Raw genomic sequence first — 25,831 nt, 5'->3', positions numbered from 1 at the left:
CCAGCACTACCCGCACCACCCGACCCGTACCACCTGCACTACCTGCACTACCTGCACCAACGCGAGCGAGGACCCGACCGTGCCGCTGCCCAAAGCCGAACTCCACCTCCACATCGAAGGCACCCTCGAACCGGAACTCGCCTTCGCGCTCGCCGCGCGCAACGGCGTCACCCTGCCCTACCGGGACACCGAAGAGCTGCGCCGCGCCTACCTCTTCGAGGACCTCCAGTCCTTTCTGGACCTGTACTACGGCCTGATGGCGGTGTTGCTCACCGAGGACGACTTCGCCGAACTCGCCGACGCCTACCTCGCCCGCGCCGCGGCCCAGGGCGTGCGCCACGCCGAGATCTTCTTCGACCCGCAGGCGCACACGGCGCGCGGCGTGTCCATCGGCACCGTGATCGACGGCCTGACCCGAGCGCTGGACGCCGCCGAGGAGCGGCACGGCGTCTCCACCCGGCTGATCATGTGCTTCCTGCGCGACCGGCCGGCCGCCGAGGCGATGGAGACCCTGGAGGCGGCCCGGCCGTACCTGGACCGCATCACCGCCGTCGGCCTGGACTCGGCGGAGGTGGGGCACCCGCCGTCGAAGTTCCGCGAGGTGTACGAGGCGGCTGCCGCGCTCGGGCTGCGCAAGGTGGCGCACGCGGGCGAGGAGGGCCCGCCCGGGTACGTCGCCGAGGCGCTGGACGTGCTCGGCGTGGAGCGCGTCGACCACGGGCTGCGCTGCATCGAGGACGCGGAGCTGGTGGCGCGGCTGGTGCACGAGCAGGTGCCGCTGACGCTCTGCCCGTTGTCGAACGTACGGCTGCGGGCGATCGACACCCTGGAGGCGCACCCGCTGCCGCGGATGATGGACGCCGGCCTGCTGTGCACCGTGAACTCCGACGACCCCGCCTACTTCGGCGGTTACGTCGGCGACACCTTCCACGCGGTGCACGAGGCGTTGGGGCTGGACACGGAGCGACTGCGGGAACTGGCCCGCAACTCCTTCGTCGCGGCCTTCCTGGACGACGACGAGGAGCGCAGGGCCCGGCTGATCGCCGAGGTCGACGCGTACGACTTCGCCGCCGAAGCGGCCGAGTGACCCGGTGCGCACCCCGCCGGCCCGGTGACGGGGTGCCCAACGACCCGTTGACGGGCCTCAGTTCACCTACCTAGCCTCGATTCTCGAATGTGTACGCGAGCGGGTGGGAGGGCGACGCATGCTCCGGGAACTCAGGGTCAGCGAAGTGCGGCTCACTCCTGTCCTCGTCGCCGATCCACCGCTGTTGAACGTCCAGGGCGTCCACCAGCCGTACACGCCCCGCTTGATCGTCGAGGTCAGCACCGCCGACGGGGTCGACGGCGTGGGCGAGACGTACGGGGACGCCGCCTATCTGGAACTGGCCGCTCCGCTGGCCGATGCGCTGCCCGGACACCCGGTCACGGACGTGAACGGACTGCACCAACTCGCCGAGGTGGTGTGCCGGGCCGCGGACCCCGCGGGCGCGGACTCGACGGACCCCGGCTCCACGGGCTCGACTGCCGCGGACTCGGTCGACGCCGCCGGCCTGCGGGGCGTGCGCACCAGCGAGAAGTTACGGCTCTCGGTGGTCTCGGCGTTCGAGGTTGCCCTCCTGGACGCCCTCGGCAAGAGCCTCGACCTGCCCGTGCACGCCCTGCTGGGCGGCAAGGTCCGCAGCACGGTCGAGTACAGCGCGTACCTCTTCTACCGATGGGCGGCCCACCCGGACGGCGCCGGCGAGCCCGACGACTGGGGCGCCGCCCTCGACCCCGCGGGCGTCGTCGCCCAGGCGCGCCGCTTCGCCCGCGACCACGGCTTCAGCTCCTTCAAGCTGAAGGGCGGCGTCTTCCCGCCGGACGAGGAGGTCGCGGCGGTGCGGGCGCTCGCGGCGGCGTTCCCCGGGGCGCCGCTGCGGCTCGACCCCAACGGCGCCTGGTCAGTGGAGACCTCGGTGCGCGTGGCGGACGAGCTGCGGGACGTACTGGAGTACCTGGAGGACCCCACCAGCACCACCGCGCACATGGCCGAGGTCGCCGCCCGCACCTCCGTGCCGCTGGCCACCAACATGTGCGTGACCACCTTCGCCGAGCTGCCCGAGGCCCTGGAGCGCGGGGCGACGCAGGTCCTCCTCAGCGACCACCACTACTGGGGCGGGCTGCACAACACCCGGGAGCTGGCCGGGATCTGCCGGGTCCACGGCGTCGGGCTCTCCATGCACTCCAACACCCACCTGGGCATCAGCCTCGCCGCGATGACCCACGTCGCCGCGGTCGTGCCCAACCTCGACTACGCCTGCGACAGCCACTACCCCTGGCAGACCGAGGACGTCATCACCGAGCGGCACGTCTTCGAAGGCGGCGCGCTCCAGGTCGACGAGCGACCCGGGCTCGGCGTGGAGCTGGACCGCGGGAAGCTGCGCGCGCTGCACCAGCGGTGGCTGGACGACGACGGGGCGCTGCGCGACCGCGACGACGCCCGGGCGATGCGGGTCACCGACCCGTCGTGGACGGCGCCGACCGTGCCGCGCTGGTAGCCGCCGGCCCCTTCGGGGATACGGCTTTCCCAGCGCCGGGCGGGCGTGGATTTGGCAGACTGACCGGATCTGCACCACGCACAGGAGCGGCACGGTGACCACGCGACACGGCACGCAACACCCTCATCCCCGGCACACCCACTCCCACGCCCCCACCCACTTCCACCATCCCCAACCCCACCCCAACCGGCACGCCAGCCTCCTCGACCCGCTCGCGCCCCTGCGGACGCCGGACGACCCGGTCTGCGACGTGTACCTGACCGGGACGGTGTTCCTCGACATCATCCTCACCGGGCTGGAGTGCGCACCGGTGCGCGGCACCGAGTCCTGGGCCCGCGGCATGGGCTCCAGCCCCGGCGGCGTCGCCAACATGGCCACCGCGCTCGCCCGGCTCGGCCTGCGCACCTCGCTCGCCGCGGCCTTCGGCGACGACCACTACGGCGACTACTGCTGGGACGCCCTGGAACAGGGCGAGGGCATCGACCTGAGCCTGTCGCGCACCGTGCCCGGCTGGCACTCGCCGGTGACCGTGTCGATGGCGTACGAGGGCGAGCGGACCATGGTCTCCCACGGCCACGAGGCCCCGCCGCCGGAGCCCGCCCCGGACTGCCCGCCGAGCAGCCGCGCCGCGATCGCCTCCCTCGAACCCGAGGGCTCGTCGTGGATCGCCGGGCTGGCGGCCGACGGCACCCGGATCTTCGCGGACGTGGGCTGGGACGAGACCGGCCGCTGGGACCCGGGGCGGCTGGCGGACCTGGCGCACTGCGAGGCGTTCCTCCCGAACGCGGAGGAGGCCATGCGCTTCACGCGCACGGAGTGCCCGCGGGCGGCTGCGCGGGCGCTCACCGCGTACGTGCCCACCGCGGTCGTCACGCTCGGTGCGGAGGGGGCGTACGCGGTCGACGCGGTCACCGGCGAGGCGGCCGAGGTCCCCGCGATCGCGGTGGAGGCGCTGGACCCCACCGGCGCGGGGGACGTCTTCGTCGCCGGCTTCGTCACCGGCACGCTCGCCGGCTGGCCGCTCGCCGACCGGCTGGCGTTCGCCGGGCTGACGGCGGCGCTGTCCGTGCAGGAGTTCGGCGGTTCGCTGTCGGCGCCGGGGTGGTGGGAGATCGCGGCGTGGTGGCAGTACGTGCGGGGGGAGCGGGACCAGGATCCGGCGGCGTTGCGGCGGTACGCCTTCCTGGACGACCTGCTGCCGACGCCGGCGACACCGCGGCCGTTGCGGCGGGCGGTCCCCACGATCGGCTTCCGCCACGCCTGACGCTCCGCGCGTGACGCTCCGCTGTGGTTGCGGGGTCACTGCGGGTGCGTTGCCTGGTGCGGCCCGTCTGTGCTTGCTCGCGCAGTTCCCCGCGCCCCTGTTTCGCTGCTCCCGCCACTTAAGTGCAGGCTGGCGCAGGGGATTCTTAGGGGCGCTGGGGGTCCCCCCACGCCCTCTGGGCGTAGGGGGCGGAACTGCGCGACAAGCCACAGACGGCCCGCACCCGCCAACGCATCCGCAGGGTCACGGCGGGTAGGCCCGCATGCTGCACCCGCAACCAGGACGCGGGTTGCGCAGGAAAAGGCTTCCGCTGTTGGCGGTGGGGGGACGTACGCTGGGGTACCAGAGGTTGTCGAGTGGCGAGAACCCCGCACGAGGAGGTCACGCAGGCCGCAGAGCCGGACCATGACTCAGACACCCACAGCACAGACCTCGGCGCCAGGTCAGGCACGAGCCTTCTTCACCGTCCCGCCCAAGCACCCCATGGTGACGGTCCTCGGCTCGGGTGACGCACTGCTGCGCGTGATCGAGGCGGCCTTCCCGGCGGCCGATATCCACGTCCGGGGCAATGAGATCAGCGCGGTCGGAGACGCGGCGGAAGTCGCCCTGATCCAGCGCCTGTTCGACGAGATGATGCTCGTGCTCCGCACGGGACAGCCGATGACGGAGGACGCCGTGGAACGCTCGATCGCCATGCTCAGGGCGGAGGCGAACGGCGACGGAGACGGCGCCGAGACCCCCGCCGAGGTGCTCACCCAGAACATCCTCTCCAGCCGCGGTCGCACCATCCGCCCCAAGACCCTCAACCAGAAGCGCTACGTCGACGCCATCGACAAGCACACGATCGTGTTCGGCATCGGCCCCGCCGGCACCGGCAAGACGTACCTCGCGATGGCGAAGGCGGTCCAGGCGCTCCAGTCCAAGCAGGTCACCCGGATCATCCTGACCCGGCCCGCCGTCGAGGCGGGGGAGCGGCTCGGCTTCCTGCCCGGCACGCTCTACGAGAAGATCGACCCGTATCTGCGCCCGCTGTACGACGCGCTGCACGACATGCTCGACCCCGACTCCATCCCGCGCCTGATGGCCGCGGGCACGATCGAGGTCGCGCCGCTGGCGTACATGCGTGGCCGTACGCTCAATGACGCGTTCATCATCCTCGACGAGGCCCAGAACACGAGCCCCGAGCAGATGAAGATGTTCCTGACGAGGCTCGGCTTCGACTCGAAGATCGTCATCACCGGCGACGTGACCCAGGTCGACCTGCCGAACGGCACGAAGAGCGGTCTGCGCCAGGTCCAGGAGATCCTCGACGGCGTTGAGGACGTCCACTTCTCCCGGCTCACCTCGCACGACGTGGTCCGCCACCGGCTCGTCGGACGTATCGTCGACGCGTACGAGAAGTACGACGGCCGCCACGGTGTCCAGCACGGCGGTGCCCCGCACGGCCAGCAGGCCGCGCACCAGCACCACCACCAGCACTCCGGCCGCAACGCCCAGGGGAAGTAGAGCACCACCACACCATGTCGATCGACGTCAACAACGAATCCGGAATCGAGGTCGACGAGCAGGCGGTGCTCGACGTGGCCCGCTACGCGCTCGCCCGGATGCGCATCCACCCGCTCTCCGAGCTCTCGGTGATCGTCGTGGACGCCGAAGCCATGGAGCAGCTGCACATCCAGTGGATGGACCTGCCAGGGCCGACCGATGTCATGTCCTTCCCGATGGACGAGCTGCGTCCGCCGGTGAAGGACGACGAGGAGCCCCCGCAGGGGCTCCTCGGTGACATCGTGCTCTGCCCCGAGGTCGCCCGCCAGCAGGGCGAGCAGGCGCCCACCCAGCACTCCATGGACGAGGAGCTGCAACTGCTCACCGTCCACGGAGTGCTCCACCTGCTGGGGTACGACCACGAGGAGCCGGACGAGAAGGCCGAGATGTTCGGCCTCCAGGCCGCCATCGTCGACGGCTGGCGGGCCGAGCGGGGGCTGACCGGCCCCTCTCCCGCGCCGACCGTGTCATGAGCGGCCTCCTGATCGTCGGAGCCGTCCTGCTGGTCGTCGTCGCCTGGCTGGCGGCCTGCGCCGAGGCCGCCCTCGCCCGGGTCTCCAGCTTCCGCGCGGACCAGGCCGTGCGCTCGGGCCGGCGCGGTGCGAGCAAGCTCGCGCAGGTCACCGCGGACCCCACCCGCTATCTGAACGTCGCCCTGCTGGTGCGGGTGGCCTGCGAGATGGCCGCGGGCGTCCTCGTCACCTACGTCTGCCTCCAGGCGTTCCCGGAGACCTGGGAGGCGCTGGCCGTCGCCATCGCGGTGATGGTCCTCGTCTCGTACGTCGCCGTCGGCGTCTCCCCGCGGACCATCGGCCGCCAGCACCCGCTGAACACCGCGACCGCCGCCGCGTACGTCCTGCTCCCGCTGGCCCGGATCATGGGCCCGATCCCGCAGCTGCTGATCCTGATCGGCAACGCCCTCACCCCCGGCAAGGGCTTCCGCAAGGGCCCCTTCGCCAGCGAGGCCGAGCTGCGGGCGCTGGTCGACCTCGCCGAGCAGGAGTCGCTGATCGAGGACGAGGAGCGCCGCATGGTGCACTCCGTCTTCCAACTCGGCGACACCCTGGTGCGCGAGGTCATGGTGCCGCGCACCGACCTGATCTGCATCGAGCGCTTCAAGACCGTCCGCCAGGCGCTCACCCTCGCGCTGCGCTCCGGCTTCTCCCGGATCCCCGTCACCGGGGAGAACGAGGACGACGTCGTCGGCGTCGTGTACTTGAAGGACCTCGTGCGCAAGACGCACGTGAACCGGGATGCCGAGGGCGACCTGGTCGCCACCGCGATGCGGCCCGCGGTCTTCGTCCCCGACACCAAGAACGCCGGCGACCTGCTCCGCGAGATGCAGCAGAAGCGGAACCACGTCGCCGTCGTCATCGACGAGTACGGCGGCACGGCCGGCATCGTCACGATCGAGGACATCCTGGAGGAGATCGTCGGCGAGATCACCGACGAGTACGACCGCGAGCTGCCGCCCGTCGAGGACCTGGGCGGCGGACGCTTCCGGGTCACCGCCCGCCTCGACATCGGCGACCTGGGCGAGTTGTACGGCGTGGGCGCGCTGGACGACGAGGACGTGGAGACCGTCGGCGGGCTGCTCGCCAAGTCGCTGGGCCGGGTCCCGATCGCCGGCGCGACCGCGCTGGTCGACCTGCCCGACGGCCGGTCCCTGCGGCTGACGGCGGAGTCCCCCGCCGGCCGCCGCAACAAGATCGTCACCGTGCTCGCGGAGCCGGTCAAGCACCGCCCCGAGGTGGAGGTGGGCGCCGGATGAGCGCGCCCCGCCCGCTCACCGCGGCCAAGCTGCGGGCGTTCTGCCTGGAGTTCAACGACGCCGTCGAGACCTTCCCCTTCGGCCCCGAAGCCTCGGTCTTCAAGGTCGCGGGGAAGATGTTCGCGCTCAGCGCCCTGGACGGCCGGCCGTTGACGGTCAATCTGAAGTGCGAGCCGGAGAACGCGGTGCGGCTGCGCGCCGAACACCCCGCGATCACCCCCGGCTACCACATGAACAAGCGCCACTGGAACACGCTCGCCGTGGCCGACCTGCCCGCGCGCCTGGTCAAGGAGTTGATCGAGGACTCGTACGACCTGGTGGTGGCCGGTCTGCACAGGGCGGAGCGACTGCGCCTGGACCGGCCGTGACTATGCTTCGGGCATGACCCCAAGCAGTGAATCCCAGGGCGCCGGCGGTGCTGACCTCGGCGCGGAGGACCGCAAGATCATCACGTTGGCGCGCAGCGCCCGGGCCCGCAACGCGGTGCCCGAGGGCGCGGCCGTACGGGACGAGACCGGGCGGACGTACGTCGCCGGGACGGTGGCGCTCGACTCGCTGAAGCTGAGCGCGCTGCAGACGGCCGTCGCGATGGCGGTGGCGAGCGGGGCCACGTCGCTGGAGGCCGCGGCCGTGGTCTCGGAGTCCGCCGCCGTCGCGGAGCAGGACCGCGCGGCCGTACGGGACGCGGGCGGGCCCGCCACCCCGGTGCTGCTGGCCGGCCCGGACGGACAGCTCAGGGCCACGGTCACGGCCGGCTGAGCCGCCGTACGGGCCCGGCCCGTACCCCTTCGCACGGTCACGCTCGCACGGTTGCGCTCGTAGGTCACGCTCGTACGACCTCGTGAATCGACCCGTCCGGTGCGTCCCGCCGTCGATTCCCAGAAGGATCACGGCCGTTCATCTTGCCTTCGTCGGCCGGTTGCGCATCAATGAACAACAGCTCAACCCGACGGATCGTCAGATCCACCTTGTTCCAACGCGTTCCACCCGTGACGGTCCGGTCCGGGACCCGAGCCGCGGTCCCGAGCCGAGTCCGGCCGTCCCTTCGTCCGTGCGGCGTGCGCACCCCGCCCACGGAGTTCACCGACGATCCACGCACACCCTTGTGACGCAGCCCGCGGCGCGGCGCGTCCGTGCGCGATGACGTCCACGTGTCACCACGCGCACGGTCCGCCGCGTGCGACGGGCCGTCCCGACGATCCCTGGCAAGGGAAAGGGGAATCATGCGAGGCAGTAGACGCAGCAGACTGGGCATCGGCTCCGCGGTGGCGGCGGGGGTGCTCGCCGTCACGTCCCTGGCGTTCGCCCCCGGCGCGGCGGCGGTCACGCCCACCGAGGCGACCGCGGAGTACGACTGCGGCATGTGGGGCGGCGGCCTGGCACGGCTGACCGCCACCCAGAACGGCACCACGGCCACGATCACCGTGCGGTCCGCGGTGAAGACCCCGGTGGCGGTGGGTGCCGACACCATCAACGCGACCCTCACGCTGGCGAAGGCCGGCGGCGGCACCCGGCAGTTCACCGGGCAGAAGAACCCGGCGCTGGCTGCCGGCTCGTCGGTGGAGATCGGTCCGCTGACCGCGACGGTCGCGCTCGGCGACAGCCTCAACTCGTACTTCGCCGGGCCCGCCCTGACGATGTCGATCTTCGGGTTCCCGGTGAGCTGTGACGCCGTGACCTCGCAGTCGCCGGGGCCGTTCGTGTTCTGACCCGTCGTCCGTCCGTACGTACGGGGCCGGGGCCGGTGTCGCCACGTGTGGCGCCGGCCCCCGGTCCGCCCGTCCGGGGCGGCGGGTGCACCGATCTTGACAGTAACTGATGGGTCATCAGTTGGCGGATTTCGCTTCCCTTGACTTCTTTTGAGCGCCCCTGGTCAATGGCCGTCCGCTCTCCCGGCCGCCCGTCACCGGCCGGCCGCATTCCCTGTGAAGGGGGCACACCACATGGCCTCAGCCACCCGCAACGCCGGGCGAAGACCAGCGGCCCGCCGGCGCGCCGACGGGCGCCGGCGGTGGACCGCCGCGCTCGGCGCCGTCGCACTCCTCGCCGGCACCGCAGCCCTGGCCACGCCCGTACACGCGTCGCCCACCGCGTCCGCACCCGTCGACTTCGCGACCCGCTGCGTGCCGCCGCCGATCGCCGGCCTCCCGCCCATCAACGGCACCACGACCGCGGAGATCAGCGTCGACAACGCAGCCCCGAAGGTCGGCGACACGGTCACCGTCACCTACAAGGTCACCAAGCCGGCCGCCAGCAACCCGGTCGACCTCGCGCTCCCCGCCGACATCATGACCCCCACGGGCAAGGTCACCCTCGGCGGCGCCCAGTCCGGCGCCCTCACCGTCGCCGGCCCGAAGAAGAACCCGCCCGTGCCCGGCAAGGGGGAGTTCCCGCCGTTCGCCATGACCGGTACGTTCACGGTCACCGCGGCCGGCTCGATCACCCTCTCGCCCGGTGACTACAACATCCACACCAGCTACATCATGGAGCTGGACACCCCCTGCACGGTCAGCAGCCCGCCCGCGCCCGTCTCCCAGACGATCGTGGCGAGCGAGCGGCCCGGCGCCAACGAGCGCGCGATCTCGCTGGGCACGGCGTCCGGCAAGCCCGGCGAACGCGTCACCGTCACCGGCGACAAGTTCACCCCCCTCGCCGACGTCACGGTCGTCGGCCGCGCCGGCGCGGCCGAGACCGCCGACCGGATGACCGTCAAGGCCGACGCGGCCGGCGGCTTCACCGCCCGGCTGAAGGTGAACGACAAGGCGACCACCGGAGTCGTCGCGTACGAGGGCGCCGCCTGGTCCGCCGACAAGGGCGCGGGGCCGGCCGCGTACACCGTCGTCGACGACACCCCGGTGCCCGGCAACAGCCAGAAGCTCACCGCGTCCGTGGTCGCCGGCACCCTGTCCATGACCCAGGCCGGGGACGCCGTCCAGCTCTCGTCGGTGAACTTCGGCACCGGCGGCGCGGCCACCGGCGACCTCCAGAAGGTGACGGTCAAGGACTTCCGCGGCGGGCCCGCCGGCTGGTCCCTCACCGGCAAGGTCACCGACTTCACCGGACCCGGCGGCCGGATCGAGGCCGGGAAGCTCGGCTGGACCCCCGCGTGCACCACCAAGGCGGGCAGCCCCAGCACCTGCGTGCCCGGCTCCGCGGGGACCGTGGGCAGCGCCGGCGCGACCCTCGCCACCACCCCCAACGCCACCGTCACCGGCGGCGAGTTCACAGTGGACGCGAAGGTCTCGCTCGACGTCCCCGCGTTCACCCCGCCCGGCGCGTACGCCGGCGTCCTCACCCTCACCCTCACCTGACCCAACGGCGGGCCGGGCGCGCACCCGGTCGGCCCGCCCCGACATCAGGGGATCCGCACCCATGACGACAGCGTTCCGAGCGCGCGCACGGGCAGCCGTCCTGTCGGCCCTGCTCGCCGCGCTGCTGGCTTCGCCGGCGCCCGCCGCCCGGGCCGCCGAGAACGGCGAGTGGTCCGTCTACCCCGCCGCCTCCGAGCTGGGCAGCCGGCCGTACTTCTACCTCACCGCCGAACCGGGGAGCACCCTCACCGACCGGATCACCATCGGCAACAAGACCGCCGCGCCCCTGACCTTCCGGCTCTACGCGGCCGACGCGTACAACACCGAACGCGACGGCGGCTTCGCCGTGCGCGCCCCCGACGAGCAGCAGCGCGGCATCGGCGCCTGGGCCAGGCCCGAGCGCGAGCGCGTCACCGTCCCGCCGCGCTCCTCGGTCACCGTCGGCTACGCCCTCACCGTCCCCGACGGCGCCGAGCCCGGGGACCACCCCGGCGCGCTGGTCGCCCTCGACGAACGCGTCGGCCGGCTGGGCGGGGACGTCGCGCTCGGCGTGCAGCAGGCCGTCGGCGCCCGGGTGTACCTGCGGGTGAAGGGCCCCGCGGTGCCCGCGCTCTCCGTCGAGGACGTCACCCTCAGCCAGGACCGACCGCTGCTGCCCGGCGCGGGCGAGGCCAGCGCCGTCATCTCGTACACCCTCCACAACCGCGGCAACGTGACCCTGAACCCCCGGGTCGCCCTCAAGGCCGAGGGGCTGTTCGGGCGCGACCTGCTGGCGCGGGAGCTGCGGAAGGTGCCGTCCGAGCTGCTGCCCCGGCAGAAGATCCGGCTCACCGAGCGCTGGCGCGGCTCCCCGCAGGCCGACTGGGGCGAGATCCGACTCACCGCGCGGGCCGAGGACGTCCGGGAGTCGGCAGTGGTCTCGTTCTTCGCCCTGCCGTGGCTGCTCGCCGCGGTCGCGGCGGTGCTGCTCGGGGGCGGCGGAGCGTGGGCCCGTACGCGGCTGAGGGCCCGCGGCAGCGCCGTACGGGGCACGGCGGACACGGGCGCGGCGGGCATCAGCGACAATGAACGGCATGAGCGTGCGTAACCAGCCCACCGAGTCCGCCTCCCACCGGTCGGGCTTCGCCTGTTTCGTCGGCCGACCCAACGCCGGCAAGTCCACCCTGACGAACGCTCTGGTCGGTCAGAAGGTGGCGATCACCTCGAACCGTCCGCAGACCACCCGGCACACCGTGCGCGGCATCGTGCACCGCCCGGACGCCCAGCTGATCCTGGTCGACACCCCCGGCCTGCACAAGCCGCGCACCCTGCTCGGCGAGCGGCTGAACGACGTCGTGCGCACCACCTGGGCCGAGGTCGACGTGATCGGCTTCTGCATGCCGGCGAACGAGAAGGTCGGCCCCGGCGACCGCTACATCGCCCAGGAGCTGGCCGGGATCAAGAAGACCCCGAAGGTCGCCCTCGTCACCAAGACGGACCTGGTCGACTCCAAGCGGCTCGCCGAGCAACTGCTCGCCGTCGACCGGCTCGGCCAGGAGCTGGGCATCGAGTGGGCCGAGATCATCCCCGTGTCCGCGACCGGCGGCAAGCAGGTCACGCTCGTCGCTGACCTGCTGGTCCCGCTGCTGCCCGAGGGCCCCCCGCTCTACCCGGAGGGCGACCTCACGGACGAGCCCGAGCAGGTCATGGTCGCCGAGCTGATCCGCGAGGCGGCGCTGGAGGGCGTACGGGACGAGCTGCCGCACTCGATCGCGGTCGTCGTCGAGGAGATGCTGCCCCGCGAGGGCCGCCCGGCGGACAAGCCGATGCTGGACATCCACGCCAACGTGTACATCGAGCGGCCCAGCCAGAAGGGCATCATCATCGGTCCCAAGGGCAGCCGGCTGAAGGAGGTCGGCACCAAGTCCCGCAAGCACATCGAGGCCCTGCTCGGCACCCCGGTCTTCCTCGATCTGCACGTGAAGGTCGCCAAGGACTGGCAGCGGGACCCCAAGCAGCTCCGCAAGCTGGGCTTCTGAGCCGTACCAAGGGCGTACGGGGGAGGGGCCCTAGGCCCCTTCTTTGAGCACCCGCGACACCAGCCGGCGCTGGGCGTCGGTCAGCCGGGGGTCCGCGGTGTGCACCGTGCGCCCGTCCACGGTGATCTCGTACGCGAAGCCGTCCGGCACCCCGGTGCGCGGGGCGCCGCCCGGGTCCGCGAGCGCCTCCTCGGCCAGCGCCCGCCAGTCGTCCGCGTCGGGCCGGCCCGCGGTGTCGACCGTCGCGGACCGCTCGATGCCGGCGAATCCGCCGGTGCGTCGAACCTGGATGCGCATGGCCCCCGCTCTCGTCGCCGATGTGCCGAAGGGCCCGGGCGCAGTCGCCGCGGGCCCTTCGCCTCGTCCCGCTACGCGGTGGGCACGCCCACCGTGGACCACGCCTTGAGCACGGCCTCCGTCTCGTCGCCCTCACCGTAGCGCGCCCGCGCCGCCGCCACCGTCTGGCGGGCGAAGTCGGCGAAGTCCGCGTCGGTGGACAGCTCCCCGCCGGTCAGGGTGTCGTACCAGATCTGCCCGGCGCGCTCCCACGACTTGCCGCCGAGCTGGGTGGCCAGCAGGTAGAAGGCGTGGTTCGGGATGCCGGAGTTGATGTGGACGCCGCCGTTGTCCCGGCCGGTGCGCACGTAGTCGTCCATCGTCGCAGGCTGCGGGTCCTTGCCGAGTACGTCGTCGTCGTACGCGGTGCCCGGCGCCTTCATGCTGCGCAGCGCGACCCCGCTGACCCCGGGCGCCAGCAGCCCGGCGCCGATCAGCCAGTCCGCCTGCTCCGCGGTCTGGTCCAGGGTGTACTGCTTCACCAGCGAGCCGAAGACGTCCGACACGGACTCGTTGAGCGCCCCCGACTGGGTGAAGTACTCCAGGTTCGCGGTGTACTGGGTCAGCCCGTGCGCCAGCTCGTGCGCGATGACGTCGATCGGGATGGAGAAGTCCAGGAAGATCTCGCCGTCGCCGTCGCCGAACACCATCTGGTTGCCGTCCCAGAAGGCGTTGCCGTAGTCCCGGTCGTAGTGGACGCTCGCCTTCAGCGGCAGTCCGGCGTCGTCGAGGGAGCTGCGCCCGTAGGACTTCAGCAGCAGCTCGAAGGTGGCGCCGAGGCCCGCGTAGACGCGGTTCACGGTGGCGTCCTGGACGGGTGCGTCGCCCTCGCCGCGGACCTTCCTGCCCGGCAGGTCGGTGCCGTTCTCGCAGTCGTACACGGTGCGTCGTGGAGTGTCCCTGGGGCCGGGCGGTGCAGCCGCCGCGGCCAGGCCGCGCACGGTGGTGACCCGGCGGCGGGTGCGCTGGAGGGCGTCCAGCTCCAGGGTGCGGTGGGCGCGCTGGGCGACCGCGCCCGCGCCGGAGCGCGCGATGCGGTCCAGGAGGTGAGGGGGCACGACGGTGCAGAAGACTGTGGGGGCGGTGTGGAATGCCATGTCTGGCAATGTGGCACCGAGTTACGGCACTGTCACTAGCTGCGACGGCCTTTAGTGAAATGGAGTGAAGCGCCCCGTTTCACTGACGCTCACCGGGGTCCCATGAGCCCCCTCGGCTCCAGAGGGCCTGGGGCCCATCCCGCAGATGAGCGACAAGGTGAGCGAAACGGGGGCGCTGGGGGTCCCCCACGCCCTTTGGGTGATGCCGTTGCCTTAGCGGGCGCGGTAGCGCCGTGGTGGTCAAGGGACCTTGGCGTCCACAGTTCGGTGGTGGGCTGTTCGCGCAGTTCCGCCCCCTACGCCCGAAGGGCGTGGTGGTACCCCCAGCGCCCCAAACGCCCTGCCCTCAGCCCGCAGACAAGTAACGGGGGGCGGCGAAACAGGGGCGCGGGGACGCGACAAGCCGCAGACGGGTCCGCAGACGCCACGATTGCTCAGCCGCCCACGGCGGGACCGCGCCCGACAAGGCAACCGCGTCGTCGCCGCGGACATTCGGGGTTCCGCATACTGATACGGGCGGAGCCTAATCGCGGGGTGTCGGTTACGATGCCAGGCATCATGCGTTTCGGGCTGCTTCTTCTTAGCTGCCGCGGCGAGGGCCTGTAGTCGTAGGCCGACCCCCTCCCCGCGGGACCTGCTGCTGCTTCGAACCGTCGGCCGGTTGAGACCTTCCATCCGGATTCCGAGGAGCCCGCGCAATGTCCGACACCACCGTTGGTCGTCCCACCCCGCTGACGAACGCGAGTCACACGCAGAAGCCGTCCGGGATGCCGATCCACAAGTACCGGCCCTTCGACGCGGTCGACATCGCCGACCGCAGCTGGCCGGAGCAGCGCATCACCAAGGCGCCCCGCTGGCTCTCCACCGACCTGCGCGACGGCAACCAGGCGCTGATCGACCCGATGTCCCCGGCGCGCAAGCGCGCGATGTTCGACCTGCTGGTACGGATGGGGTACAAGGAGATCGAGGTCGGCTTCCCCTCCTCCGGCGAGACCGACTTCGCCTTCGTGCGCTCCATCATCGAGGAGGGCGCGATCCCCGAGGACGTGACGATCTCCGTCCTCACCCAGGCGCGCGAAGAGCTGATCGAGCGCACGGTCGAGTCCCTGAAGGGCGCGCACCGGGCCACCGTCCACCTGTACAACGCCACCGCGCCCACCTTCCGCCGCGTCGTCTTCCGCGGCTCGAAGGAGCAGGTCAAGCAGATCGCGGTGGACGGCACCCGGCTGGTGATGGAGTACGCCGAGAAGCTGCTGGGCCCCGAGACCGTCTTCGGCTACCAGTACAGCCCGGAGATCTTCACCGACACCGAGCTGGACTTCGCCCTGGAGGTCTGCGAGGGCGTCATGGACGTCTGGCAGCCGGAGGACGGCCGGGAGATCATCCTGAACCTGCCGGCGACCGTCGAGCGGTCGACCCCGTCCACGCACGCGGACCGCTTCGAGTGGATGTCGCGCAACCTCACCCGGCGCCAGTACGTGTGCCTGTCCACGCACCCGCACAACGACCGCGGCACCGCCGTCGCCGCCGCCGAGCTGGCCGTGATGGCGGGCGCCGACCGCGTCGAGGGCTGTCTGTTCGGCCAGGGCGAGCGCACCGGCAACGTCGACCTGGTCACCCTGGGCATGAACCTGTTCTCGCAGGGCGTGGACCCGCAGATCGACTTCTCGCAGATCGACGAGATCCGTCGCACCAGCGAGTACTGCAACCAGATGGAGGTCCACCCGCGCCACCCGTACGCCGGTGACCTGGTCTACACCGCCTTCTCCGGCTCCCACCAGGACGCCATCAAGAAGGGCTTCGACGCGCTGGAGGCGGACTCGGCCGCGGTCGGCAAGACCGTCGACGACGTCGAGTGGAACGTGCCGTACCTGCCGATCGACCCCAAGGACGTGGGCCGCTCCTACGAGGCGGTCATCCGGGTCAACTCGCAGTCCGGCAAGGGCGGCATCGCGTACGTCCTGAAGAACGACCACAAGCTGGACCTGCCGCGCCGGATGCAGATCGAGTTCTCGAAGATCATCCAGGCGAAGACCGACGCCGAGGGCGGCGAGGTCACCCCGGCCGCCATCTGGGACGTCTTCCGGGACGAGTACCTGCCCAACCCCGACAACGCCTGGGGCCGGATCCAGCTGCGCTCCGGCCAGTCCACCACGGACACCGACGGCGTGGACGCGCTGACCGTGGACGCGGTCGTCGACGGCGCGGAGACCCGACTGGAGGGGACGGGCAACGGTCCGATCTCCGCCTTCTTCGACGCCCTCCAGGCCATCGGCATCGACGTACGGCTGCTGGACTACACCGAGCACACCATGAGCGAGGGCGCCTCCGCGCAGGCCGCCTCGTACATCGAGTGCGCCATCGACGGCAAGGTGCTGTGGGGCGTCGGAATCGACGCCAACACCACCCGGGCCTCGCTGAAGGCCGTCGTGTCGGCGGTCAACCGCGCCGCCCGCTGAGCCCTTCGGGCCCCTTCCGGCCCGTCCGACGCCACGGCGTTCACACCCGCGCCCCGGGCCGTTTCCGTACGGAAACGGCCCGGGGCGCGGGTGTCGTGACGGTCGTCGGGAATCGGCCATGTGCCGTCCGGCTGACTCCGAGGTGCTGACGACGCGCCGTCCGTGTGGCTAACATCACGCCAACGCGGCGGTGCCGCGGGGAGTATGGCGGAGGTGCGGAGTGCGGACTGGCCGAGGGGTATTTGGCCGGAAGGTAGTGGTCTGCGGCGTTCACACCTCGTGGAACACCGTCGGCGACGGGGAGTTCTTCTGCACGGCGTGCGGCGGCGACCGCAACTACCGCCGGCGCACCGGCCGTCGCCGCTTCACCCTGCTCGGGATTCCGCTGCTGCCGCGCGGTTCGGCCGGGCCCGTCGTCGAATGCGCCGCCTGTCACGGCCACTTCGGCATGGACGCGCTCGACCACCCGACCACCGCGCGCTTCTCCGCGATGCTGCGCGACGCGGTGCACACCGTCGCCCTCGCCGTCCTCGTCTCCGGCGGCACCTCGTCGCGCTCCGTGCGGGAGACGGCCCTGGCCACCGTCCGGGCCGCCGGGCTGCACGACTGCACCGAGGACCAGCTCACCGGGCTGATCGAGGCGCTGGCCGCGGACACCGGCCGGTTCGTCACCGACGCCGGGCCCTACGGCGGCGCTGCCGCCGCCCTCGCGATCGAACTGCACGAGGCGCTGGAGCCGCTGGCACCCCATCTCGCGCCCGCGGGGCGGGAGTCGATCCTGCTCCAGGGCGCGCGGATCGCGCTCGCGGACGGGCCGTACACCCCGGCCGAGCGGGAGGTGCTGACGACGGTGGGCGCGGCGCTGCGGCTGCCGGCTGCCGACACCGTACGGCTGCTGGACACCGCCCGCACCCACTCGCCCTGAGACCCCCTGACGCCGGCGCGGGCGTTGAAGCGGGCGCTCACCCGTCGGCGTCCGGTGACGTCGCGGCGGAGGTCGTCGCCTCCACCGTGCCGTCCGGCTGTCCTTCGGTCGGGGCGCGCCCCGGCATTAGGGTCGCGATGACCACCGCGCCGAGCGTCATGAACCCGGCGGCCACCACCATCGCGAGGGCGAAGCCGTCCGTCGCCGCGTCCCCGCTGCCGTGCACCGGATCGCCCTGGCTGGCCGCCAGGGACACCAGCGCCGCGATGCCCACCGCGCCGCCGATCTGCTGCACGGAGCTCAGCAGCGCCGACCCGAGGCCCGCGTCCCGTTCCGTGGTGTCGGTGACGGCGGCGATCGCCAGCGCCGGGAAGCCCAGCCCCGAAGCGACGGAGACGACGATCACCCCGGGCAGCACCGCGGCGGCGTAGCCGTCGCCCTCCGACACCCGCGACAGCATCAGCATGCCGATCGCGCTCACGACGAACGACACCACCAGCGGCGGGCGCACGCCGAAGCGTGCGACGGTGCGCGCCGAGAGCCAGACGCCGGTCAGCACGCCCGCCGCGTACGGCAGATAGGCCATGCCCGCCTTCAGCGGGCTGTACCCCATCACGTTCTGCAGATGCAGCATGATCAGGAAGGTCAGGGCGAAGAAGGCGGCGGTGAACAGCAGGGACGTGCCGTACGCCACTGCCCGGACCCGTACCGCCAGGAACGCCAGCGGCACCAACGGCTCGGCGGTGCGCGCCTCGACGGCGAGGAACGCCGCGCCCAGCACCAGCGCCAGCAGCAGGGACACCGCGGTCTGCGGGTCCCAGCCCGCCTCCGCCGTCCGCAGCAGACCGTTGACCAGCGCCAGCAGGGCGCCGGTACCCAGCAGCGCGCCGGGGACGTCGATGCGGGGCCGGTGGGCCGGCCGGCCGCCGGGCAGCAGACGCGGCGCCAGCAGCAGCGCGCCCACCGCGATCGGCACGTTGATGAAGAAGGCCCACCGCCAGGACAGCAGGTCCGTGAGCACACCGGAGACCACCAGGCCCGTCGTGCCGCCCAGCGCCGCGACCCCGCCCCAGACACCCATGGCCTTCGCCCGCTCGCCCTCCCCCGGGTACATCAGCGTGATCATCGACATCGCGGCCGGGCTCGCCAGCGCGGCGCCGGTGCCCTGGAGGAACCGTCCCGTCACCAACTGCCAGGGCTCCTGCGCCAGTCCGCACGCCAGGCTCGCCGCCCCGAACAGGCTCACGCCGACGACGAACACCGCGCGGCGGCCCAACAGGTCGGCGGCCCGCCCGCCGGGGAGCAACAGGGCGCCGAAGGTGAGGAAGTAGGCGTTCACCACCCAGGCGAGGCCGGCGGTGCCGAATCCGAGGTCGTCCCGGACGGTGGCGAGCGCGACGTTCACCACCGAGTCGTCGAGGACCAGCATGAAGTGGACGAAGGACAGCAGGACCAGTGCCGCGGTGCGGCGACTGCCCCGGATGACCTGCGTCGTTGTTGTGATTGCAGTCATACGGCGACGCTATTCAGCAGGTCAGATGGCCGCGATATGCTACCGGGCCAGGCAATAGCGCATTGAGGACAAGATGGTGTGCGCCGGCGCGCGCAGCAGGAGGTGACGAGCCGGGTGGCCACCCACGAACCGTGCGACGCCCCGTCCGGCATAGGCGCCATCGTCGTCGGCAGCTTCCCCCTCACCTCCGGCGAGTGGTTCGAGGCGCACAGCCACTCCCAGCACCAACTCGCCTGGAGCAGCCGCGGGGTGATCTCCGTCGCCGTCGACGACACCTTTTGGGTGCTGCCGCCCACCCGCGCCCTGTGGATACCGGCCGGCGTCGTCCACCAGCCCGGTGCCACCCGCGAAGCGGTCCTCAGCTCCCTCTACTTCCGACCCGAACTCTGCACCGTCGACTGGTCCGAGCCCACACCCGTCGCCGTCGACGGGCTGCTCGCCCGGCTCATCGTCCACCTGGGGCGCGACGACCTCGCCGACGACGCCCGGCTGCGCGCCGAAGCCGTCGTCCCGGACCTGCTGCACCCGCTGCCCGCCGCCCCCATAGACGTGCCGAGCCCGCACGACGAGCGGGTGCGGGCCGTGGTCGACGCACTCCTCGCCGACCCCGCCGACCCCCGCACCCTCGACGCGCACGCCCGCGCCATCGGCGTCAGCCGACGCACCCTCACCCGGCTCTTCGTCCACGACACCGGCATGCACTTCGACCGCTGGCGCACCCACGCCCGGCTGCGCGCCGCCCTGCCGCTGCTCGCCGAGGGGCAGCCGGTGTCCCGGGTCGCGCACGCCGTCGGCTACGCCACCGCCAGCGCCTTCCTCGCCGCGTTCCGCCGCACCGTCGGCACCTCGCCCAGCCGCTACCTCAGCGGTAGCGCGGACGAGCCGTTGGCCGTACTCCCCGGGGAGTAACCAGCCGGGCGGACCCACCGCCGCAGTACGACCCATCTCGCCCCACCGTCCGACGAATCCGCCGCGTTCCGGCGGGAGTCTGGTGGCCTCGAACGGGCGAGCGGGGGCCACGGGCCCGGCCCGGCGAGGTACGTGACGAAGGGGGAAGCCACCCATGGGTTCGACCACATCCGCGCCCACACCCACACCCACATCCCGGACCGGGCCGGGGGCCGCGGGCCGGCGCCGACGAACCCTGCCATGGGCGGTCCTCGCGCTGTGGATCGCCGTCATCGCCGTCGCCCTGCCCTTCGCGGGCAAGCTCGAAGAGGCCCAGCGGGACAACGTCGTCGACTATCTGCCGGCGAGCGCCGACTCGACCCAGGTCGCGAAGATCGAGCAGAGCCTGCCCGGCGGCGCGACGACCGAGGTCGTCCTCGTCTACAGCAGGGACGGCGGCCTCACCGAAGCCGACCGGGGCGCCGTCGACGGCCAGGTGGCGGCGATCGCCGCCGAGCACCGGCTGACCGCGCCGCCGCAGCCCGTGCCGTCGAAGGACGGTGAGACGCTCATGGTGCCCCTGGTCACCACCGAGCCCGGCAACGACGAGGACGCGCAGGCGGAGTTCGTCGCGGACGTCCGCGACGCCGTCTCGGGCGGCGAGGGGCTACGGGTGGACGTCGGCGGCCCCGCCGCCGTCCAGGCCGACATGGAGGAGGTCTTCTCCACCATCGACGGCACCCTGATGGTCGCGACCGTGGCCGTGGTGACCGTGCTGCTGATCATCACCTACCGCAGCCCCTTCCTGTGGCTCGTGCCGCTGTTCGCGGTCGGCGTCGCCGCCCTGATGACCCGGGCCGCCGTCTACGGCCTCGTCGAAGGCTTCGACCTCACCGTCACCAGCCAGAGCGCCGGCGTCATGACGGTCCTCGTCTTCGGCGCCGGCACCGACTACGCCCTGCTGTTGGTCGCTCGCTACCGCGAGGAACTGCGCCGCCATCCGCTGCCGTACGACGCGATGGCCGCCGCGCTGCGCGGCTGCGGCCCCGCCGTCCTCGCCTCCAGCGGCACCGTCGCGGCCGGGCTGCTCTGTCTGCTCGCGGCCGACCTGAACAGCGTGAGCGGGCTCGGCCCGGTCGGTGCGGTCGGCGTCGTGGGCGCCCTCCTCGCGATGATGACCCTGCTGCCGGCGGTCCTCGTCCTGCTGGGCCGCCGGGTCTTCTGGCCGCTGATCCCGGCGTACGGAGCCGAAGCGCCGAACCGCACCTCGCTCTTCGCCCGGATGGGCAGCTCCGCCGGCCGCCGACCGCTCGCGGTGCTCCTCACCGGCGCAGCGCTGCTCGGCGCGCTCGCCCTCGGCGCGTTCAACCTGCCGGGCGCCCTGAAGACCGACGACGGGTTCACCGACCGGCCCGAGTCCGTGTCGGCGATGCGCACGCTCGCCGACGCCTACCCCGAGCGCAGCGCCCAGCCCATCAACGTGGTCGCGCCCGCCGACCGCGCCGACGAACTGCGGGCGAAGGCCGCGGCCGTGGACGGCGTCGTCGGCGTGGAGCGCGGACGCAGCGCCGACGGATGGACCGAACTCGCCGTCTTCGCCGCGGACCCGCCCGAGTCGGCGGGGGAGACCGCGACCATCGAGGGGCTGCGCGACGAACTGGCCGGCGCGCACGTCGGCGGGGCCAGCGCGCAGGCGCTCGACCTGGAGGACACCAACGCCCGGGACCGTTCGATCGTGATCCCGCTCGTCCTCGGCGCGGTCCTGCTGATCCTGATCGCCCTGCTGCGCTCCGTGGTCGCCGCCGCCGTCCTCACCGTCGCGGTCGTCGCCGTGTGGGGCGCCGCCTGGGGCCTGGGCGGGCTGGTCTTCGAACCGCTCTTCGGCTTCCAGGGCGTCGACCCGACCATGCCGCTGCTCTCCTTCGTCTTCCTCGTCGCCCTCGGCGTCGACTACGGCATCTTCCTGATGCACCGCATGCGGGAGGAGGCCCTGGCCGGCCAGGAACCGGTGGACGCGGCGCTGACCGCGCTGCGCACCACGGGCGGCGTGATCGCCTCCGCGGGCGTCGTCCTCGCCGCCACCTTCGCGGTGTTGATGTCCCTGCCGCTGGTGGCGCTGGTGGAGATGGGCTTCCTGGTCGCCGTCGGCGTCCTGCTGGACACCTTCCTGGTGCGGACGTACCTGGTGACGTCCGCCAGCCTGCTGCTCGGGCGGACGGTGTGGTGGCCGGGGAAGCTGTCCAAGCCGGCGGCCGTACGCGAACGGCCGGCGGTGGAGCGGGAGTCCGTCGGCGCGTGAGCGGCTGAGCAGAGGGTGTTGCCCCCGCCCTCCCCGTAACCCGGCCCGTGACCCAGGATGGAGCGATGGAACCGAAGCCGCCGAAGCCGTCGAAGGGCGACACCGCGCACTGGTCGCCGCCGTCCTCGGCGCCGGGGAGGACGGCGGCGAGGAGGTCGGGGGCGGCGGGGAGCGGGGGCCGGCTCGGGGGCGTGCTCACCGCGGTGAGCCGGGACCCGCTGTCCACCCCGCACCGGACCCGCAACGACGCGATCATCACCGCCGTGATCGCGGTGGCCGCCGTGGCGGCGGCCTTCCTCGCCGGCGAGGAGCGGCGCCCCGACGCCCTCGGCTGGACGCTGCTCGCCGGCGCGATCCTGCCGCTGGTGTGGCGGCGCTCCCACCCGTACGCGGTGCTCGCCGTCGGCGTGCTGTGCGTCGCGCCGTACCACGCCCTCGACAACGCGCACGGCGCCCCGATGGCCGGGTCGATGCTCGCGGTCTACACCTTCGCGTCGCTCGTCCGCCCGCTGCACGCCGTCCTCGTCGGGGGCGCCGTCGTCGGCCTCACCCTGACCACCATGTTCACCGTCGGCGCCCACGAGGGCCTGGAGTCGCTGCGGACATCCGGCTGGATCATCGTCTTCCTCGTCGTCGGCATGGACGTACGGATCTACCGGCAGTACGTCGCCTCCATGGTCGCCCGCGCCGAACACGCCGAGCGCACCCGGGAGGAGGAGGCCGCCCGCCGGGTCGCCGAGGAGCGCATCCGCATCGCCCGCGACCTGCACGACCTCCTCGCCCACTCGATCACCCTGATCGGGGTGCAGACCTCCGTCGCCTCCCACGTGCTCACCGTCGACCCCGACCGGCTCGACCGCGCCGCCATCGCCAAGGCGCTCGACGACATCGCCGACACCTGCCGCGCGGCCCGCGGCGAACTGCGCACCACGCTCACGGTGTTGCGCACCGACGCCACCGGTACGCACGGCCGCGCCGACGCCGGCACCCCCAGCGGCCCGCTGCCCGAACTCGCCTCGTTGCCCGAACTCACGGCGGCGTCCGGCGCCCGACTGACCCTGCGCCCGGGCGCGGACCGGCTCCCGCCGGCCGCCGAGGTCGCCGCGTACCGCATCGTCCAGGAGTCCCTGACGAACGCCGTCCGCCACGGGGGCACGGGCGTGGGCATAGACGTCTCGGTCGAACGCCGCGGTGACGCCCTGCACGTCGCGGTCCTCGACGACGGCGCCGGCGAGCCGCTGCCCGCCGCCACTCCGGGCCAGGCGCCCGGCTTCGGCATCGTCGGCATGCGCGAGCGCGCCCGCAGCGTCGGCGGCACCCTGCTGGCGCGCCCCCGCCCCGACGGCGGCTTCGAGGTCCTCGCCGTCCTGCCCCTGCGACAACCGGAGCCCGCCGCATGAACTCCGAACCCGCCAACACCGCACGCCCCGCCGCCGCCCCGATACGGGTCCTCCTCGCCGACGACCAGCACCTCGTCCGCGCCTCCTTCGCACTGCTCATCTCCTCCGCCCCCGACATGGAGGTCGTCGCCCAGGCCGGCAACGGCGCCGAAGCCGTCGAACTCGCCCGCACCGAGCGCGCCGACGTCGCCGTCATGGACATTCGCATGCCGCACCTCGACGGCATCGAGGCGACCCGGCGGATCGCCGCCGACGACGACCTCGCGGGCGTCCGGGTCCTCGTACTGACCACGTACGACACCGACGAGTACGTGGTGGACGCGCTGCGCGCCGGCGCCTCCGGCTTCCTCGTCAAGGACACCCGCCCCGCCGAGCTGCTCACCGCGATCCGCACCGTCGCCGCGGGCGACTCCCTGCTCTCCCCGGGCCCCACCTCCCGGCTGATCGCCCGGGTGCTGGCCGCGCCCACTCCGCCCGTGCCGACCGCCGGCACCGGCCCCGACCACCTCACGGACCGCGAGCGCCAGGTCCTCGCCCTGGTCGCCCGCGGGCTGAACAACGCCGAGGTCGCCGATGCCCTCGCGCTCTCACCGCTCACCGCGAAGACCCACGTCAGCCGCATCATGGGCAAGCTGGGCGCCCGGGACCGGGCCCAGCTGGTGATCGTGGCGTACGAGTCGGGCCTGGTCGTTCCCGGCGAGGCGTAGGGTCTGGCGGGCGTAGGGCCTGGCGGGGCGCAGAGGAGTTCCGGGGCCGTCCGCCCGGGGCGGCGCCCTGGGGGACAATGGGGCCCATGAGTCTGTTCCGCGACGATGCGATCGTGCTGCGCACGCAGAAGCTGGGCGAGGCCGACCGCATCATCAGCCTGCTGACGCGGGGGCACGGCCGGGTGCGGGCCGTGGCGCGCGGGGTGCGGCGGACGAAGTCGAAGTTCGGGGCCAGGCTGGAGCCCTTCTCCCACGTGGACGTGCAGTTCTTCGCCCGGGGCAGCGAGCTGGTGGGCAGGGGCCTGCCGCTGTGCACCCAGAGCGAGACCATCGCCCCGTACGGCGGCGCCATCGTCACCGACTACGCCCGCTACACGGCCGGCACCGCGATGCTGGAGACCGCGGAACGGTTCACCGACCACGAGGGCGAGCCCGCGGTCCAGCAGTACCTCCTCCTGGTGGGCGGGCTGCGGGCGCTGGCCCAGGGCGAGCACGCGCCGCACCTCATCCTGGACGCCTTCCTGTTGCGCTCGCTGGCGGTGAACGGCTACGCGCCCAGCTTCGTGGACTGCGCCAAGTGCGGCCTGGAAGGGCCGAACCGCTTCTTCTCCGTCGCGGCCGGCGGCGTCATATGCGGCGACTGCCGGGTGCCGGGGAGCGTCGTACCCTCGGCTGAGGCCATCACGCTGCTCAGCGCGCTGCTGACCGGTGACTGGCCGACGGCGGACGCCTGTGAGGCGCGGCACATCCGGGAGGGCAGCGGGCTGGTCTCCGCGTATCTGCACTGGCACATGGAGCGCGGACTGCGCTCCCTGCGGTACGTCGAGAAGTGACGTCGAAGCACCCGAAGCAGCTCAAGCAGCAGTAGAAGCAGCAGAAGCAGTACGAGCGAGAAGTGTAGGAGAAGTGAGCCGCATGGCACGACGCGGAATCCTGGGCCGTTCCCGCCGCGAGTACAAGGTCCCCGAGCCGCACCCCTCGGGCGAGCGTCCCCCGTGGATCCCCGCCGAACTGGTGCCCAACCACGTGGCCTGCGTGATGGACGGCAACGGCCGCTGGGCGAAGGAGCGCGGGCTGCCGAGGACCGAGGGGCACAAGGTCGGCGAGGGCGTCGTGCTCGACGTGCTCAAGGGCTGCCTGGAGATGGGCGTCAAGAACCTCTCCCTGTACGCGTTCTCCACCGAGAACTGGAAGCGCTCGCCCGACGAGGTCCGCTTCCTGATGAACTTCAACCGGGACGTCATCCGCCGCCGCCGCGACGAGATGGACGAACTCGGCATCCGGATCCGCTGGGTCGGGCGCATGCCCAAGATGTGGAAGTCCGTGGTGCAGGAGCTCCAGGTCGCGCAGGAGCAGACCAAGGACAACGACGCCATGACGCTGTACTTCTGCGTCAACTACGGCGGTCGGGCGGAGGTCGCCGACGCCGCGCAGAAGATCGCCCGGGAGGTCGCGGCCGGCCGGCTCGACCCGGCGAAGGTCACCGAGAAGACCTTCCGGAAGTACCTGTACTACGCGGACATGCCGGACGTGGACCTGTTCCTGCGGCCCAGCGGCGAGCAGCGCACCTCGAACTACCTGCTCTGGCAGAGCGCGTACGCCGAACTGGTCTTCCAGGACGTGCTGTGGCCCGACTTCGACCGGCGCGACCTGTGGCGGGCATGCCTGGAGTACGCGCAGCGCGACCGCCGCTTCGGGGGCGCGAAGCCGAACGAGGTCCCGGCGCAGAGCGCGGGCTGACGTTGAAGGCCCCTGGAG

At 72.5% G+C, this 25,831-nt stretch carries 23 protein-coding genes; 20 read left to right on the top strand and 3 right to left on the bottom strand.

Going from position 1 to position 25,831, the window contains the following annotated elements:
* The first annotated feature begins 79 nt into the window (after window positions 1-79).
* The 12 genes from ABZ842_RS05505 (at window position 80) to era (ending at window position 12,449) form a co-directional block, all read left to right on the top strand.
* Window positions 80-1,087 (top strand): adenosine deaminase, encoded by a 1,008-nt coding sequence (locus ABZ842_RS05505; protein WP_361532063.1) that lies wholly within the window; start codon window positions 80-82, stop codon window positions 1,085-1,087.
* Between the two features lie 118 nt (window positions 1,088-1,205).
* Window positions 1,206-2,540 (top strand): enolase C-terminal domain-like protein, encoded by a 1,335-nt coding sequence (locus ABZ842_RS05500; protein ID WP_361532060.1) that lies wholly within the window; start codon window positions 1,206-1,208, stop codon window positions 2,538-2,540.
* Window positions 2,541-2,760: 220 nt separating this feature from the next.
* The gene (locus ABZ842_RS05495) at window positions 2,761-3,804 is read left to right on the top strand and encodes a PfkB family carbohydrate kinase (RefSeq protein WP_361532679.1); all 1,044 of its coding nucleotides are present in this window, start codon (window positions 2,761-2,763) and stop codon (window positions 3,802-3,804) included.
* A 405-nt stretch (window positions 3,805-4,209) separates the two neighbouring features.
* On the top strand, window positions 4,210-5,310 hold the full coding sequence (locus tag ABZ842_RS05490; RefSeq protein WP_361532057.1) for a PhoH family protein: 1,101 nt from the start codon (window positions 4,210-4,212) through the stop codon (window positions 5,308-5,310).
* 14 nt (window positions 5,311-5,324) lie between these two features.
* The gene (gene ybeY / locus ABZ842_RS05485) at window positions 5,325-5,822 is read left to right on the top strand and encodes an rRNA maturation RNase YbeY (RefSeq protein WP_361532054.1); all 498 of its coding nucleotides are present in this window, start codon (window positions 5,325-5,327) and stop codon (window positions 5,820-5,822) included.
* Window positions 5,819-7,120: a hemolysin family protein gene (locus ABZ842_RS05480; protein WP_361532051.1), complete on the top strand. Its 1,302-nt coding sequence runs from the start codon at window positions 5,819-5,821 to the stop codon at window positions 7,118-7,120. Before ybeY ends, ABZ842_RS05480 begins: the two co-directional genes overlap by 4 nt.
* Window positions 7,117-7,488, top strand: a complete 372-nt coding sequence (locus ABZ842_RS05475; RefSeq protein WP_361532048.1) for an MmcQ/YjbR family DNA-binding protein — start codon at window positions 7,117-7,119, stop codon at window positions 7,486-7,488. Before ABZ842_RS05480 ends, ABZ842_RS05475 begins: the two co-directional genes overlap by 4 nt.
* A gap of 13 nt (window positions 7,489-7,501) precedes the next feature.
* Window positions 7,502-7,879, top strand: a complete 378-nt coding sequence (locus ABZ842_RS05470) for a cytidine deaminase (RefSeq protein WP_361532045.1) — start codon at window positions 7,502-7,504, stop codon at window positions 7,877-7,879.
* A 464-nt stretch (window positions 7,880-8,343) separates the two neighbouring features.
* Window positions 8,344-8,829 carry a hypothetical protein gene (locus ABZ842_RS05465; RefSeq protein ID WP_361532042.1) on the top strand — a complete coding sequence of 162 codons (486 nt, stop codon included), beginning with the start codon at window positions 8,344-8,346 and terminating at the stop codon, window positions 8,827-8,829.
* Between the two features lie 234 nt (window positions 8,830-9,063).
* Entirely contained in the window at window positions 9,064-10,431 is a 1,368-nt protein-coding gene (locus ABZ842_RS05460; RefSeq protein ID WP_361532039.1) for a beta-xylosidase, read from the top strand.
* 61 nt (window positions 10,432-10,492) lie between these two features.
* The gene (locus ABZ842_RS05455; protein ID WP_361532036.1) at window positions 10,493-11,518 is read left to right on the top strand and encodes a DUF916 domain-containing protein; all 1,026 of its coding nucleotides are present in this window, start codon (window positions 10,493-10,495) and stop codon (window positions 11,516-11,518) included.
* Entirely contained in the window at window positions 11,505-12,449 is a 945-nt protein-coding gene (era, locus tag ABZ842_RS05450) for a GTPase Era (protein ID WP_361532033.1), read from the top strand. Before ABZ842_RS05455 ends, era begins: the two co-directional genes overlap by 14 nt.
* Window positions 12,450-12,479: 30 nt before the next feature.
* Here era and ABZ842_RS05445 read toward each other — a convergent pair whose 3' ends face one another.
* Together ABZ842_RS05445 and ABZ842_RS05440 are read right to left on the bottom strand one after the other, a co-directional pair.
* Window positions 12,480-12,746, bottom strand: a complete 267-nt coding sequence (locus tag ABZ842_RS05445) for a protealysin inhibitor emfourin (protein WP_361532030.1) — start codon at window positions 12,744-12,746, stop codon at window positions 12,480-12,482.
* A gap of 71 nt (window positions 12,747-12,817) precedes the next feature.
* Window positions 12,818-13,882 (bottom strand): M4 family metallopeptidase, encoded by a 1,065-nt coding sequence (locus tag ABZ842_RS05440; RefSeq protein WP_361532027.1) that lies wholly within the window; start codon window positions 13,880-13,882, stop codon window positions 12,818-12,820.
* Window positions 13,883-14,580: 698 nt separating this feature from the next.
* On the opposite strand from ABZ842_RS05440, the gene leuA reads away from it, so the two are divergent.
* Together leuA and ABZ842_RS05430 are read left to right on the top strand one after the other, a co-directional pair.
* On the top strand, window positions 14,581-16,341 hold the full coding sequence (gene leuA / locus ABZ842_RS05435) for a 2-isopropylmalate synthase (RefSeq protein ID WP_361532024.1): 1,761 nt from the start codon (window positions 14,581-14,583) through the stop codon (window positions 16,339-16,341).
* A 220-nt stretch (window positions 16,342-16,561) separates the two neighbouring features.
* The gene (locus ABZ842_RS05430; protein WP_361532021.1) at window positions 16,562-17,266 is read left to right on the top strand and encodes a TerB family tellurite resistance protein; all 705 of its coding nucleotides are present in this window, start codon (window positions 16,562-16,564) and stop codon (window positions 17,264-17,266) included.
* Between the two features lie 37 nt (window positions 17,267-17,303).
* On the opposite strand, the gene ABZ842_RS05425 is transcribed toward ABZ842_RS05430, so the two are convergent.
* Window positions 17,304-18,779 (bottom strand): MFS transporter, encoded by a 1,476-nt coding sequence (locus ABZ842_RS05425; RefSeq protein WP_361532018.1) that lies wholly within the window; start codon window positions 18,777-18,779, stop codon window positions 17,304-17,306.
* A 114-nt stretch (window positions 18,780-18,893) separates the two neighbouring features.
* Between ABZ842_RS05425 and ABZ842_RS05420 the strand changes: the two genes are divergently transcribed.
* The 6 genes from ABZ842_RS05420 to ABZ842_RS05395 all read left to right on the top strand — a co-directional run bounded on the left by ABZ842_RS05420 (window position 18,894) and on the right by ABZ842_RS05395 (window position 25,813).
* The gene (locus ABZ842_RS05420; RefSeq protein WP_361532676.1) at window positions 18,894-19,688 is read left to right on the top strand and encodes a helix-turn-helix transcriptional regulator; all 795 of its coding nucleotides are present in this window, start codon (window positions 18,894-18,896) and stop codon (window positions 19,686-19,688) included.
* Window positions 19,689-19,842: 154 nt separating this feature from the next.
* Window positions 19,843-21,966 (top strand): MMPL family transporter, encoded by a 2,124-nt coding sequence (locus ABZ842_RS05415; protein ID WP_361532015.1) that lies wholly within the window; start codon window positions 19,843-19,845, stop codon window positions 21,964-21,966.
* A gap of 65 nt (window positions 21,967-22,031) precedes the next feature.
* Window positions 22,032-23,366: a histidine kinase gene (locus tag ABZ842_RS05410; protein ID WP_361532012.1), complete on the top strand. Its 1,335-nt coding sequence runs from the start codon at window positions 22,032-22,034 to the stop codon at window positions 23,364-23,366.
* Entirely contained in the window at window positions 23,363-24,073 is a 711-nt protein-coding gene (locus tag ABZ842_RS05405) for a response regulator transcription factor (RefSeq protein ID WP_361532009.1), read from the top strand. The genes ABZ842_RS05410 and ABZ842_RS05405 overlap by 4 nt, the downstream gene beginning before the upstream one ends.
* A gap of 86 nt (window positions 24,074-24,159) precedes the next feature.
* Window positions 24,160-24,906 (top strand): DNA repair protein RecO, encoded by a 747-nt coding sequence (gene recO / locus ABZ842_RS05400; RefSeq protein WP_361532006.1) that lies wholly within the window; start codon window positions 24,160-24,162, stop codon window positions 24,904-24,906.
* 82 nt (window positions 24,907-24,988) lie between these two features.
* Window positions 24,989-25,813, top strand: coding sequence for an isoprenyl transferase (locus tag ABZ842_RS05395; RefSeq protein ID WP_361532003.1), 825 nt, complete (start codon window positions 24,989-24,991; stop codon window positions 25,811-25,813).
* Window positions 25,814-25,831 lie beyond the last annotated feature (18 nt).

The organism is Streptomyces sp. NPDC047315 (assembly GCF_040643215.1).
Lineage (GTDB): Bacteria > Actinomycetota > Actinomycetes > Streptomycetales > Streptomycetaceae > Streptomyces.
Note: the sequence above shows the minus strand (reverse complement) of the source record. Positions and strands in the feature narration are given on the sequence as shown.